General features: G+C 39.9%; 13 protein-coding genes and 1 pseudogene. 2 read left to right on the plus strand and 12 right to left on the minus strand.

Going from position 1 to position 13,565, the window contains the following annotated elements:
• Positions 1-119: 119 nt before the first annotated feature.
• From lepB to RCG24_RS09910, 3 genes are read right to left on the minus strand one after another with little or no spacing between them, the layout of a single operon-like run.
• A complete protein-coding gene (lepB, locus tag RCG24_RS09900; protein WP_308078978.1) occupies positions 120-674 on the minus strand; it encodes a signal peptidase I in 555 nt (184 codons plus the stop codon).
• Positions 674-1,330: a TVP38/TMEM64 family protein gene (locus tag RCG24_RS09905; RefSeq protein ID WP_202653623.1), complete on the minus strand. Its 657-nt coding sequence runs from the start codon at positions 1,328-1,330 to the stop codon at positions 674-676. The genes lepB and RCG24_RS09905 overlap by 1 nt, the downstream gene beginning before the upstream one ends.
• Positions 1,331-1,375: 45 nt before the next feature.
• Positions 1,376-2,311, minus strand: coding sequence for an LCP family protein (locus RCG24_RS09910; RefSeq protein ID WP_308078979.1), 936 nt, complete (start codon positions 2,309-2,311; stop codon positions 1,376-1,378).
• 212 nt (positions 2,312-2,523) lie between these two features.
• On the opposite strand from RCG24_RS09910, the pseudogene RCG24_RS09915 reads away from it, so the two are divergent.
• Positions 2,524-2,719: pseudogene (locus RCG24_RS09915) on the plus strand (hypothetical protein); the annotation flags it as partial.
• 19 nt (positions 2,720-2,738) lie between these two features.
• Here RCG24_RS09915 and RCG24_RS09920 read toward each other — a convergent pair.
• Positions 2,739-3,305 (minus strand): competence protein ComK, encoded by a 567-nt coding sequence (locus RCG24_RS09920; protein ID WP_235888004.1) that lies wholly within the window; start codon positions 3,303-3,305, stop codon positions 2,739-2,741.
• A gap of 180 nt (positions 3,306-3,485) precedes the next feature.
• On the opposite strand from RCG24_RS09920, the gene RCG24_RS09925 reads away from it, so the two are divergent.
• Complete coding sequence (locus RCG24_RS09925) at positions 3,486-3,722, plus strand: IDEAL domain-containing protein (RefSeq protein ID WP_202653621.1); 237 nt, start codon at positions 3,486-3,488, stop codon at positions 3,720-3,722.
• 210 nt (positions 3,723-3,932) lie between these two features.
• Here RCG24_RS09925 and RCG24_RS09930 read toward each other — a convergent pair whose 3' ends face one another.
• The 8 genes from RCG24_RS09930 to hemY all read right to left on the minus strand — a co-directional run bounded on the left by RCG24_RS09930 (position 3,933) and on the right by hemY (position 13,551).
• Positions 3,933-5,210, minus strand: a complete 1,278-nt coding sequence (locus RCG24_RS09930) for a M48 family metallopeptidase (RefSeq protein WP_202653620.1) — start codon at positions 5,208-5,210, stop codon at positions 3,933-3,935.
• A 93-nt stretch (positions 5,211-5,303) separates the two neighbouring features.
• Positions 5,304-5,612 (minus strand): AzlD domain-containing protein, encoded by a 309-nt coding sequence (locus tag RCG24_RS09935; RefSeq protein WP_202653619.1) that lies wholly within the window; start codon positions 5,610-5,612, stop codon positions 5,304-5,306.
• A complete protein-coding gene (locus RCG24_RS09940; RefSeq protein WP_308078980.1) occupies positions 5,602-6,333 on the minus strand; it encodes an AzlC family ABC transporter permease in 732 nt (243 codons plus the stop codon). Before RCG24_RS09940 ends, RCG24_RS09935 begins: the two co-directional genes overlap by 11 nt.
• Positions 6,334-6,485: 152 nt before the next feature.
• Positions 6,486-8,048 carry a fatty acid--CoA ligase family protein gene (locus RCG24_RS09945; RefSeq protein WP_202653617.1) on the minus strand — a complete coding sequence of 521 codons (1,563 nt, stop codon included), beginning with the start codon at positions 8,046-8,048 and terminating at the stop codon, positions 6,486-6,488.
• Positions 8,049-8,222: 174 nt separating this feature from the next.
• The gene (locus RCG24_RS09950) at positions 8,223-9,212 is read right to left on the minus strand and encodes a lipoate--protein ligase (RefSeq protein WP_202656376.1); all 990 of its coding nucleotides are present in this window, start codon (positions 9,210-9,212) and stop codon (positions 8,223-8,225) included.
• 247 nt (positions 9,213-9,459) lie between these two features.
• Positions 9,460-10,809, minus strand: a complete 1,350-nt coding sequence (locus RCG24_RS09955; protein WP_308078981.1) for a YhgE/Pip family protein — start codon at positions 10,807-10,809, stop codon at positions 9,460-9,462.
• Positions 10,781-11,929 (minus strand): YhgE/Pip domain-containing protein, encoded by a 1,149-nt coding sequence (locus RCG24_RS09960; RefSeq protein ID WP_308078982.1) that lies wholly within the window; start codon positions 11,927-11,929, stop codon positions 10,781-10,783. Before RCG24_RS09960 ends, RCG24_RS09955 begins: the two co-directional genes overlap by 29 nt.
• 179 nt (positions 11,930-12,108) lie before the next feature.
• Complete coding sequence (hemY, locus tag RCG24_RS09965) at positions 12,109-13,551, minus strand: protoporphyrinogen oxidase (protein WP_202656375.1); 1,443 nt, start codon at positions 13,549-13,551, stop codon at positions 12,109-12,111.
• Between the last annotated feature and the right edge of the window lie 14 nt (positions 13,552-13,565).

Below are 13,565 nucleotides of genomic sequence, written 5' to 3' on the forward strand. Positions count from 1 at the left end.
GCACAAATGTTTGGATTTGTGCGAAATAGATTATAGCCAGAACTGGAAAAATTCTTTTAAACTTAATTTTTTGCACCCCAAATGCGGAAAAAAACACGATATTGCTATCGTGTTATTGTTTAAAAATGAACATCCATTTCATTTAGCGGCCAGTATCGGAGGTCGACTTTACCAACCACTTGACTGATAGAGATAAAACCGAAGTGACGACTATCCCAGCTTCCTAAACGATTATCACCAAGAACAAATAATTTCCCCTCAGGAACCGTATCCTCACCAGTAATTTCCTTCAAACTGAAGTCACCTGTTATCTTTACGCCAGGAGATTTTTGTTTATAAGCATTTAAATATGGCTCATTCATTTTCCGGCCATTAATATACAATTGATCATGACGATATTCCAATTTATCACCCGGCAGCCCAATAATCCGTTTAACAAAATCTTCTTTTGCATTTGCGTGAAAAACAATTACATCAAAACGTTTAAGGTCGCTGACTTGATAACCAAACTTGTTCACCACCAGCTTGTTACCGTCTTGCAGCGTCGGCATCATCGATTCACCTTCGACAACATAATTGGAAAAGAAAAATGCACGAATAAAGATAAAAATAATAATTCCAATGGCGAATGCTTTTAGCCATTCCCATCCTTCTCTTTTCCATTTACTCTTCATCAAAGCCCCCTCCGTTTCGCGATCTCATTGTTTTTCTCTGTTTCCCCATTTTGTCCTCCTGAATAATTCCGATTTAATCTGGCTTCGATTCTTTTTCCAACAAACCAAAGAATAAATATCACCACCAATACTTTAGCTGTTTGCAGCGGCTGGGTGATCAAAGCACGAATATCATAGCCGATATAACTGATGGTAAAAATCATCACCATTTTTCCAATACAGACTGCGAGTATGTACTGGGCGCGGCTAATTTTGGAGAGACCGGCGACAATGTTTACCACAGCTGAAGGAGTAAACGGAAAACATAGCAATAAAAATAGCGGACCAAAGCCATGGCGTTCCACCCAATCCATAAGCTTGGAGACTTTCGGATGTCTTCGCAAAAAGGCCAAAAGCCTTTTTTGTCCGTACTGCCTGACCAGTGAGAAAACAAGCACAGCCCCAATACAGGCCCCGAGCCAGGAATATAAAAATCCTAACCAGAGCCCGAAGGCATTGGCATTTGCCATTACAAAAACAAACAAAGGGAGAAACGGAAAAAAGGCTTCAAGCACTGGCAGCAATATTCCCGGTAGTGGTCCAAGAGTACGATATTCCTGTATGAGATTCATGATATTTTCTAGTGTAAACCAATCCTTTAAGATTTCAAAATCCATCCGTTTTCTCCTCTTTTTAACTCTATTTTAAAGACAACCTTGCGATTATTTTGTAATAAATTGGTGAAGAGCTTGTTTATTTTTTTCAACATTTATATCAAGGACTAGCCCTTCCCCTGGTATCCGCGGCTCGGTAAAGCTATTGTCAACAGGAATCCTCAGCGTATCTACTTTTCCGCTTTTGTCAGATAAGAAATCTTTACCCATAAATAAAATATCCGAGGTCTTCATATTTGTATTGACGTAAGGAGTCACAACACCAATTAATTTTGGAAGCTGGGCAATCGTTTTGAAGCCGCTTAATTGGTCTTTTATCGCTCTCACCGTCTTTTGCTGCCGTTCAACACGACCGAAATCACTCATGGCATCATGACGAAAACGAACATAACCAAGTAATTGTTTTCCGTTTAGTCTTTGCCGGCCGGGTTCTAGCGTTACACCGATGTTTCTCTTCATTTCTTTCTCCACATCGATTTCGACACCATTCGGGAATGCCTCGTCAATCAGCTGCTCAAACCCTCGAAAGTCAACAATTGCATAGTACTGCGAATCAAGATCAAAATTTTGCTTAATCGTTTGTCTAAGTAGGTCCGGTCCTCCATAAGCAAAGGCGGCATTAATTTTATGTTTGCCGTGTCCCGGAATCTCGACATAGCAATCCCTCATAATGGAAGTAAGTTTAAATGTTCCTTTCTTCTGATTAAAATGCGCAATCATGATGGTGTCAGAGCGGGATGTTTCTTTTCCCCGCGCATCGCTTCCAAGCAGCAGGATATTGGTATCCCCATATTGATCCTTTTGACCATTGAAGGAATAATTAACCTTTGAAGGATTAGTCTGCAATTTTTTTAATGATTGGTTTACTCCTTGCTTGTATTGAAAATAGGAATACCCAATTCCCACACCAAGCAACAGTAAGAAAATAAGCAAAATTTTGGTCCATCGCCTTTTTTTCTTTACTTGATGTTTATCCGATCTCATGATTAATCACCTATCCGTCCAATGTAATTTTATTTTACTATATATTTGACTATATTTAGGCTTACAAGGTTTCTTTTTTTTCATTTTTCCCTTTTTAGTATCCCGCTATTTATAGCAGCATCCTAATGAAATAATTGGATATAATTAAAAATGCCCGCTATTAAGCGGACAATCATTAGGGAGGTGCTCTCTTTTAAAACTGGCAACAGGGGGTTCAGAGGGAATTAGCTGAGGCTAAACAATACATGAAAAAACATAAGATGAAAGTGATCGAAACAAAACGGGACGATGCTTTTACTATGTATTTGTTTATTGATCAAGGCTACGAAGGAAAATCACAATTACTTTAATCCAAGAATCCGCAATAAGGTTCAAGAGTTAATGGAGGCCTATTTTCTGAAAAAACATCTGTCCCGCAAGGTAAGAATTATTGCCCCTTTGAAAAAATATCTTCCCTGTACAGGCTGGAGCTTTCCGATGCCTGCGATGATTTTGGGCCATGCAATAAATAAAATGACTTTTTCTGATTGTTTTCAATTCTTTGCAACAGCTTTGTCTCTAATAAAGCTGTTCGCAGCATTTGCGTTTCAATTGTCCCAAAGGAAACCGGAAAAATATGCGATTGTTTGTTTTGGAAAGTAATGAGCGTTTGATGTGGTCCAAGACGGCGGTAATTCTCAACATGCTTATGAGCAATCCAAATACATTCGGGACGGGTTGGTGATGTCGTTGGGAAAAAGAAAAGATGGTTTGTTGGCTCTATTGCAATTGGAATTTTTCGATTATAACCAATTAATAGACTGGTACCTTTCTTTCTGCTCTCATAGCTAACCCCAAAATAGTTACAGTTTTTCTTAATAAGATCGAGCGGTTTAAAAGGAGATAAATATTCATCGTCAACTTCCATCACCTTAGAATACAGTTTGCTGCCATACTCAACAGGCAAAATAAATAACGTGCAGGAATTAATTTCATAATCCTCAATCCGATTCAACCTTTTCAGCTCCTTTTTCTTTATCCATCGACCATATCTTACCACTATTACCTATTCATTTCCTCCTGATTTCTTTTTGTTGCTAAATTATTCACAAATTGATTTTTGCAAAATTTGAAATATTAATCCTAAAATTTCAAAAACCCCATATAATTTAAAAAAGCAACAGAGGTGATTTTCATGAAAGAAAAGTCATATGGCGAATTAATGAAAATTGCTGCTATGAAACGCAACCAGAAAAAGGATAATTTTGTCCAAAATCTTTACATCGAAATACTCCTATCAGAAATTCAGCTTACCAGTGAAAGAGAAAGGATATTACAGAAAATTGACGCGGCCATTGACAACCGGGACAAAAAATCATTTCTGCAATTAACCGATCAGCTCAAAGAAATTAACAAAAGATTTGGAACCTGAAACCGTCGACATGACGGTTTTGGTTTGTTAATAGAAAAGCGCAAGCGCCTTCGGAACAAGCCCAGCTTGTTCTTACGAGGCTTATTCTCTCAGTAGCTTTCCTTAGTGGTCATCCCCGACAAGCAAATGTTCTTCTATCCTAAAAGTCCGTTTTTTGACTTTTTACCCGAAACAAACAGAAAACAAGCTGAAGACAAAAACGTCTTCAGCCTATTGTTCTTTATTCCGTTGTTGGATCTCATATTCCTCCAGCTTAGCAATGCGGTCAAGCATCGGCGGATGGGTATAGCGGAAAATTTTCACCAGCAGCGGCGGGTTCACTTGACTTAATCCCGAGCGGGTTAATTCCTGAAATGAGGTAATCGCGGCATTTGGATTTTTCGTCATCTCAATGGCGTATCGGTCGGCCCTTGTTTCCTGATAGCGTGAGGCCAGGTTCGTAAACGGGCTGGCTGTAAATAACAGGATGGAGAGAATCATAAAAAATAATGGCAGTGACTGGATATCACCGACATCGTTAATTTTTAATTCTTTACCCCAGCGGTCAACAGCCCAATTCATAATCCTATAGATTAAATACAAGCCCAGCAAGGAAAGCAACAGATAGCCGCCCATCCCCCAATAGATATGCTTTTCCACATAATGGCATATTTCATGAGCCATGATAAATAAAATTTGATTATCTGACAGCTTATTTAAAGTAGTATCCCAAAGCACTATTCTAGCGTTCCCGCCAATACCGGTGACATAAGCATTCATCGCATTTGTTTTTTCTGCCATGTTGACTTCAAAAACATGCTCTGCAGGAATCTGAGCCTTATGCGCAAGTGTTAATATCTTTGCTTCCAGTTCCTTGTTTTTCAATGGATAGAAATCATTATATAATGGGTCGATTAACACCGGCTGAACAAACATCATAAAAATGGTAAATGGCACCGAAAGAAGCCATCCGTACAGCCACCAGCGTTTGTTGCTCTTTTTCATCAACCAGTACAATACCGGCACAATTATTAACCATGTTCCAAAATGAATCCAAAAATCGATTAATTCATCTTTCATCCAAGAAGGGAAGCTTTGAGTTGAAATATGATAGGTTTTTGAGAAAGAATAACTGATATAGTTCAGTGGGAACGTGGCCATAAAAGCAAAAAGCGATAGCCAAAAAAGATAAATGGCTGTCTGAACAATCTTATACTTGGCTGAACTGGCAGCCCAGCGCTTAAACACCCTTGAGAAGCCGAATAATAAAATCAGAAAGTACAATACCCATTCGAACGGGGTACTTAAGAAAAACAGCAGATTTTTTATTTTCGAATACTCTTCACTTAAGCTAAGTTCCCGGCCATTTAGAAAAGTGGCTGGATCTGCTTTTGTGCCTTGATATTCAAATGGCAGCTTAGGCTCGGCAAAATAAAATAAATACCAATAAAAAAACAGTCCGTATAGGACATATCCCAGAACGGCGAAAACTCCCATTTTTCGCACCATGCTTTGTCCCCCCTTTTGTACAACCTCTTTATACTTAGTTTAGTTAAAAAACCAAGAATTAGAACATAAAAAAAAGCCAGTGAAAACACCGGCTTACATGAAATAGGAATATACTGTTAGAACAGTGATTGAACTCAAAACAACAAAGATAACATTAGCACCTAAATAAGAAGCAAGGAATGCGGTGCATGCGCCTAAAACGCCATACCAGAGATCGTCCTTTTGGATAAAAATAATGGCGGGAAAAATAAGTGCGCCAAGCGTAGCATAAGGCACATTTTTTAGCACTCCTTGAACAAACGGCGGCAGTTCTTTTCCTTTAAACAGCAGGAACGGCAGCATCCGGGGAATATAGGTAACAAGTCCCATACCAATGATCATCCAAATGATTTCACTCTTCATCGTCAACCCCCCGATAGCGTTTTTTGAGCACTTCTGCGATTTCGATGATGATACTTGATAAAAGCGTCGCTGTGACAATTGCCCAGCCTTGAGCCATGATCTCGTTTATTGTCAAAATGGAATTAAAGACGGCGCCAAGCACAGCCAAAAAGACCACTTTCATGCTTACTTTCATCGATGGTACCAAAAGACCAATAAACATCGCATATAATGCCACTCCCATACTTTCCTGTAAGGTTTGCGGCAGGCTTGTCCCAATCAAATGGCCTACACCCGAAAAAACCACCCAGCTGGAGTAGGCGACAAAGTTAAGACCCAGCATAAAGCCAGTGGTAATTGGCCCATCTTTTGTCGCCGCAACAGAAAATGTTTCATCAGTAATCCCGAAGGCATAAATAATCTTATTTATGAGTGGATCATCATCAGATTTCTCATTTAAGGTTGCGCTCATTAAAAAATGTCTAATATTTACAATAAAAGTCGTTAAAATAATTTCAAAAACTCCTGTCCCGTAGGCAATAAGGCTTAGTGATATGTATTGGGATGCACCGGCAAAGACAATCATGCTCATTAAAACCGTTTCCGTAAGCGAAAGTCCGGAAGTTTTCGCGAGCAATCCAAACGTCAAGGCTATCGGAAAGTAACCAATTCCGATACTAATACCTGATTGAAGCCCTTTTTTAAATTGAGACGAGTCTTTTTCCATGACCAAATCGGCCAATCTACTCCCCCCTTTTCTTCTGTCTCATTTAAAAATAAATTTTAACAAATTTTCAGAATAAAAGGAACAAAAAAGCACCACAGTATCAAGGACTGTGGTGTGGCAAAATTTTATACTTCTTTCAAAAAAGGCAAGCCTTTTAAAAAATTTAATTAGTTTCCAACAGTATGGGTTACCTGTTTCTTTAGGGCGCGTCTGAGAATTTTCCCGGTAGTATTTTTCGGGAGCTCTTCCAAAAACTCAATGGTGGATGGAACCTTGTATTTTGCCAGATGTTCCCTACAGTATTCCAACAGTTGATCTGAAGTCAAATCTGGGTTTTTACTGACAACATAGGCACTGACTACCTCCCCCTGATTGGGGTCGGGAACACCAAGAACAGCTACCTCCACGACGTCCTTATGATTATAGATCACTTCTTCTACTTCACGTGGATAGACATTATATCCGCCGACAATGATTAAATCTTTCTTTCGGTCAACGATATAGAAATAGCCTTCCTCATCCATTCTCGCCATATCACCAGTATAGAGCCATCCGTCTTTTATGGCTGCTTGCGTTTCTTCCGGCATTTTATAATAACCCTTCATCACATTGGGACCGCGCACAATGAGTTCGCCCACTTCCCCTACAGGGACCTCTTCGCCAAGTTCATTGACGACTTTATTCTCGACATGAAGAATCGACGTTCCAATCGATCCAGGCTTTCGCGGGCGATCTAACGGATTAAAACAAGTTACTGGTGATGCCTCAGATAAACCATACCCTTCGGAAATCACAACATTGAATTTTGCTTCGAAATTCTTTAATAAGGCGACTGGAAGGGATGCCCCACCGGAAATACATAAGCGGAACGTTTTTAAATCCTCGGCATTCCCATCAGGATATTGATACAGAAAATTATACATGGTTGGTACGCCGGCAAAAACAGTAGCTTCATATTTCTTCGTGATACGAAAAATTTCTCTAGGACTAAATTTCGGAACGATTAATATCGTTGCCCCGCTTAACAATGGTGCATTTAATGCCACCGTTAAACAAAATACATGGAACATTGGCAAAGTTGTAATAACGCGATCATCATTGTTCATCCTCAGATAATGACCAACATCCTGGGCATTGCTGAATAAATTTTTATGGGTCAGCATGGCTCCCTTCGGTTTTCCAGTCGTCCCCGAGGTATAAAGGATGAGCGCTGTATCCTCATCTTGGAGCTCAGGTCCTTGGTAGCTCAAATCACCGGAGTCAACGACTGCTGTAAACGATTTCACTTTTGGGTAGATTGAAAGCTGCTCTACCCCAGGCTGCCCTAATCCATTATGCTCCGTTTCACAGATAATATAATGCTCGACTTTCGGCAATTGGCTATGGACCTTTTCTGCCAACGGAATCATCATATCAAGTCCAACCACTACTTTGACGTCTCCATTGTGTAAGATATAGCCGATTTCATCTGCCGTATAGATTGGATTTACCGGAATTACAGTTGCCCCTGCCCGTAATGCCCCGTATAAGCTGATGACAAAATGTGGTGAGTTCCCCAGCAATAGTGCAATATGGTCCCCTTGTTTTACCCCCAGTTTCTCAAGACCTGATGCAAACTTCGTGATTGCCCCATCCAATTCAGCATAGGTACAAGGCTTATCCAAAAAGTAATAAGCAATCTTTTCAGCTGAAGCCTTGGCCGTTTCGTGAAGTTGTGAAGAAAGATTCATAACTCGCTCCCCTTTGTTGAATGAATACTCATTCATTTTTAGTTTAAATTTTCTAAATATATTATATTGAATGAATTTTATCTATTCAAGTAAAATAGATAAAATTTATTTGGATTAATAAAGATTTGCCAAAAATAAAAGCACCCATTTGAGGTGCTCTTATTTCGACCGTGATCAATATATTAAGTTCATTAATTCTTGTTTTGATACATTTCCAAAATAATAAGTTGTATCCATGTCAGCAAGTGCCTTTTCTATCTCACCCTTTTCATACCGGATACCTGTCAGCTTCGCTTCGATCTCACTTACGTCGCCAATCCCAAAGAAGTCACCATAAATCTTACAGTTTTCAATCATTCCTTTATTTACTTCCAGACGGACATCAATCGTTCCAACCGGAAAACGGTGAGACCGTTGCAAATTAAATTTTGGTGATTTTCCATAATTCCAATCCCAGCTTTGGTATCTCTCTTTGGAAAGCTCGTGAATTTTCGTCCAATCCTCTTCTGTTAAAACATACTCCGGTATTTCCTGCTGACCGTCAAAAATATTTCTTAACAGGAAGGACCGAAATTCTTCAATACTTATTTTCTTCTCTAAAAACTCAGAAATGTTGGCAACCCGGCTGCGAACTGATTTAATGCCCTTTGATGCTATTTTTTCTTTTTTAACCTTTAAGGCTGCAGCAACATTTTCCATTTCAGAATTCAGCATCAGTGTACCATGACTAAACATTCTGCCTTTCGTGGAAAACTGGGCATTGCCAGAAATCTTTCTGCCGCCCACTTCAATATCATTACGTCCACTAAGCTCAGCATTAACACCCAATTTTTTCAAAGCAGCAATGACCGGTTCGGTAAATTTGCGAAAGTTATGGAAAGATTCGCCATCATCCTTTGTAATAAAACTATAATTCAAATTTCCTAAATCATGGTAAACCGCTCCACCGCCTGATAAACGTCTGACCACATGGATTCCGTTTTTCTCAACATATTCCGTATTAATTTCTTCAATCGTATTTTGGTTCTTACCGATAATAATCGATGGTTCATTTATGTAAAACAAAAAATACGTTTGATTAATATCTAGATTTTTTAACGCATATTCCTCAATTGCCAAATTAATACGCGGGTCTGTTATACCTTTGTTATCGATAAACAACATAAAATTCCAATCCCCTTCTATATTGAAATTGAAGCAAATTCTTCAGCAAGCCTAATTATACCATGATATTCGGAGGATGCCTGTTTCAACAGCTCAGCCAAGTCACCATAGTCCGGCAGATGCGTAAGGATGAGCTGACCCGCTTCAGTATTACGAGCATTTTTCTTATTATGTCTAATACCACTGTAACCATATTAAAGCAGAAAAAAACCAGCCAATTCAAATGTGATGGCTGGTTTGATCAAAGTTAATTTTCTTCTGTTAAATGACCATATTTCACATGATGTCTCATGGTTAAGTAGATTAATGTACAACCAGCAAAGGCAAGCACATAACCTGCTAGAATCATGAAATTATGCCACATATAACTAAAGTCTCCGCTTGATATGACAGCCTTAAAGCCTTGAACTGTGTAAGTCATAGGCAGAAATGCGTTAAAATGCTGCAAGAAATTCGGGATTAATTCAAGCGGAAATGTTCCGGCACTCGTCGTTAATTGGAAGATTAAGATTAAGATTGCCAAGAAACGACCGACATCACCGAATAAGGTAACAAGAAACTGAATTAAGGTAATAAATACCAAACTTGTAATAATCGAAAATAGAATAAATTTAGGTACGCTTTGGACATGAAGACCTAATGGTCCAAGAATAATAGCATCCGCAACCAGGGCCTGAATAAGTCCACAACTTGCTAAAATAGTAAACTTACTGCCAAACCAGGTAAACCCGTTTTTCGGCGTGATAATTGGTTCACGAATCGAGAACACGATGGTTAATACAAGGGCGCCAACAAATAACCCTAATGAAAGGAAATATGGTGTGAATCCTGAACCATAGTTTGGCACGCGGTTTACTTCTTCCTTATCAAGTTTTACCGGTTTTGCCATCATATCATAGGTCTTATCATCAGCTTTTACTTTAGCTACTTCTTTTGATCCGTCTTTCAATTTATCAGCTAGCTCGGTGGCCCCATCGGTTAACTTTGTTGTACCGTCTTGCAATTGACCGGATCCATCTGCCAATTTTCCTGCTCCGGAGGTAAGTGCACCGGCACCTGTGGTTAATTGGCCCATACCCTTGGAAAGATCGAATGCACCCAATTTCAATTGATTAGAACCCAATAGCAATTGATCTTCACCCGACAGCATCGCAGTTGTACCTGCGGCAAGTTTGTTCATCCCGGATGACAAATCACTTGCCCCGCTGTTTAAATCTTTTGAACCTAAATATAGCTGATGGATTCCATTCTGTAACTCAGTTTGTTTAGCATTTAAGCCATTAGCTAACTGATCAAAAACAGGATCTGTTTTGGCTTTAATTTTTGTATCCAAACCTGCTGTTGCACCAAGCAACTGCTTATCAACCTCGGTTTTAAATTGTTCAAATCCTTTATCTAAACCAGGGCCCAGTTTAGCAGGAATTCCACTTTTTAACTGTTCTTTAAGCTGCCCCTGCATTTGTTTTTGCAATTGTTGCTGCAATTCCTCCTGGGTTGGGATCGGCTGCTGCAGAGCTGATTGAAAAATTGCTTGTATTTGCTGAGCTTGTTCCGGAGAATTAGCAGTCTTAATTAGCGTTTGAGCCAGTTGAGTCATTCTTTTCTTTTTGTTGATTATACTGTCCAATTGTTTGGGCGGCGATTTGCTGCGACATTTGTTCAGCAATTTGCTCTGACATTTGTTCAGACATTTGAGTAGTAATCTGTTTACCTAATGCTGTCTTAAATTCGTCAATACCGCCATTTAGCTTGTCAACACTTCCAGAAAGCTGGCTGCCAATCTCAGCTGCAATGCCCTTCGGAAGCTTAGTTTTGATTTCTTCTGTTGCAGCCTTTGTCCCGTCAATTAACAGCGGCATTTTGGAGTCTGCTTCAGCTAACCCTTTTTTTAGTTTGGTAGAGCCGGATGCCAGTTTACCAGCACCGGAGTCGGCCGATTGCATTCCATTATTGAATTCGATCGATTTTTCAGCCAGGGTTTTGAGGCCATTATATAAATCATTAGAACCTGAAGCCAGTTTATTTGCCCCGGAATCAGCCGATTTGACACCATTGTTAAACTCAATCGATTTCTCTGCCAGTGTCTTTAGTCCATTGTTTAAATCCTTGGCGCCTTTATCCAAATCCTTGGAGCCGTCGCTCAATTTTCCGGCTCCATCACTTGCTTGATGGAAACCAGATGCTACATCGCTGATTTTATCAAAAATCGTTTCGGCATATGTTTCCGTTACTTTTTCGGAGACAGCCGTTCTGATTTTTTCTGCAGCCGTGCCGCCTATTTGGGCGGAAAGGAAGTTGAAGCCTTCATTTGGAACATAAACCAATTCCAATTTCTTTGGATTTTTGTCCATTAACGTTGTTGCATTTTCCGAGAAATCCTTAGGAATTTCAATTAGCATGTAATATTTTTGATTATTGAGTCCCTTATAGCCCTCTTCTCTGCTGACGATTTTATAGCCGAAATCCTTGCTTTTCTTTAATTTCTTGACAAGATCATCTCCCAGCTTCAGATGCTCTCCGTCCATTGTTGCCCCCGTGTCACTATTGACAACGGCAACCGGCAGCTTATCCATTTTTCCGTATGGATCCCAGAATGCCCAAAGGAACATTCCTGCGTATAAAACCGGGATGAATAAAACGGCGATAATGGGAATTAAGACTTTTTTATTTGTTATTATCGCAAGTAACTCTTGCTTTAACAGGCCGTTTCTCAACACTGATACCTCCTTTGTTCATTATTGACTAATTTATTCATTTGGTCATATTTTACCAAAAAAATAAAAATTGCTCATTTGACTGTCTCCTAAATTGACCATATGAACATTTTAGTCATTTTTATACTACAAGAGTATACCTCCATTTTCCACCGTTGGCAAGTGAAAAAAACAGCTGTTTATCAATGAACAGCTGTTTTTGAAGAATTAGCGATATTTAGGTAGTTTAGTACATTTTGAACGGCCGCTTCCCCTTGATCCACACAATCAGGAACACCAACGCCGCGATAGGAAGAGCCTGCCAAAAATACACCTGGGAGTTCGGTCTCCATCTTGTCCAGAATGGCCGCCAGCCGCTCTTTATGGCCGACTGTATATTGCGGCATCGCATTTTTCCAGCGGGAGATAACGGTAAAATCAGGTTTCATCGTAATATCCATTGTCTTGTTTAAATCATCCAAGACGATTTGGACGATTTTATCATCAGAAAGATCGACAATCGTTTCGTCCCCTGCTCTGCCGACATAGCAGCGCAGCAAGGCTTTCCCTTTTGGAGCAGAATGAAGCCATTTTTTATGTGTCCAGGTACAAGCGGTAATGGAATAATCACTTCTTCTTGATACAACAAATCCGGTACCGTTAATGTCTTTTGTGATAGCTTCTTCCGGAAATGCCATCGCTACCGTGGCAACCGAGGTCGATGGAACCGATTTAAAGGGGTCGAAAAAGCGATAATTAGAGAATATCGCTTGCGTTGCCTTGTGTGGCGTGGCCGCAATGATACAGTCCGCCTCCATTGTATCTCCATTATTAAGCGAAAGCTGATATTGATCATTTGACCTAGTGATTGTCTCAACCCTGTGACCTTTTAAAATCATGTTCGGGTCTAATTTACTTTCAATGGCTTCGGCAAACGACTGCAATCCGGATTTGAAAGTAAGAAAAGCCCCTTTTGTTTTATCTTTAACAACAGGCTCTTTCGGTTTCGGCGGCTTATTTCTCTTCATGCCGATAATTAAGCTGCGGTATTTCTGTTCGACCTCATAAAATTCCGGGAAAGTGCTCATTAAACTCATTTGATCAATATCACCGGCATAAATTCCCGATAATAATGGTTCAATTAAATTCTCAACCACTTCGTCGCCCAATCTTCTGCGAAAAAATCCCCCCAGAGACTGATCCTTACCGCTTTCCGTACGCGGTAAAATAAAATCAGCGGCAGCCCGAAGCTTACCGGGAATGGAGAATAAATTAGTTGTGATAAAAGGGCCGACTTCCGTTGGTATCCCCATAATAGAACCGCCAGGGATGGAGTACAGTTTTCCTCTTACAAGAACATAAGATTTACCCGTGGAATTATGAACTAACTGGTCTGCCATTCCCACTTCCTCTGCTAAACGGATCATGCTGGTTTTTCTCGCTAAAAACGAATCCGGTCCTCTCTCAATCGTGAAACCGTCTCTGACAACGGTTTGCATTTTACCTCCGAGACGGTGTGAGGCCTCAACAAGCTGTATATCAATAGGAAGATTGTTTTCTTTTACTTCCTTTTGGAGATAATAGGCCGCTGTCAAACCGGCAGCACCTCCACCAATAATTACAACCTTCTGCTTTTTCTCCGCCACGGACTTCACCCTCT

The sequence above is a fragment of the Neobacillus sp. OS1-32 genome (genome assembly GCF_030915425.1).
In the GTDB taxonomy this organism is placed as follows: domain Bacteria; phylum Bacillota; class Bacilli; order Bacillales; family Cytobacillaceae; genus Neobacillus; species Neobacillus paridis.

Bases quoted from the DNA above. Each gene is read 5' to 3' on its own strand.
- RCG24_RS09935 (WP_202653619.1), bottom strand. From the start codon at position 5,612: ATGAAGAGTGAAATCATTTGGATGATCATTGGTATGGGACTTGTTACC.
- RCG24_RS09930 (WP_202653620.1), bottom strand. From the start codon at position 5,210: ATGGTGCGAAAAATGGGAGTTTTCGCCGTTCTGGGATATGTCCTATAC.
- lepB (WP_308078978.1), bottom strand. From the start codon at position 674: ATGAAGAGTAAATGGAAAAGAGAAGGATGGGAATGGCTAAAAGCATTC.
- RCG24_RS09910 (WP_308078979.1), bottom strand. From the start codon at position 2,311: ATGAGATCGGATAAACATCAAGTAAAGAAAAAAAGGCGATGGACCAAA.
- RCG24_RS09955 (WP_308078981.1), bottom strand. From the start codon at position 10,809: ATGACTCAACTGGCTCAAACGCTAATTAAGACTGCTAATTCTCCGGAA.
- RCG24_RS09925 (WP_202653621.1), top strand. From the start codon at position 3,486: ATGAAAGAAAAGTCATATGGCGAATTAATGAAAATTGCTGCTATGAAA.
- RCG24_RS09950 (WP_202656376.1), bottom strand. From the start codon at position 9,212: ATGTTGTTTATCGATAACAAAGGTATAACAGACCCGCGTATTAATTTG.
- RCG24_RS09905 (WP_202653623.1), bottom strand. From the start codon at position 1,330: ATGGATTTTGAAATCTTAAAGGATTGGTTTACACTAGAAAATATCATG.
- RCG24_RS09945 (WP_202653617.1), bottom strand. From the start codon at position 8,048: ATGAATCTTTCTTCACAACTTCACGAAACGGCCAAGGCTTCAGCTGAA.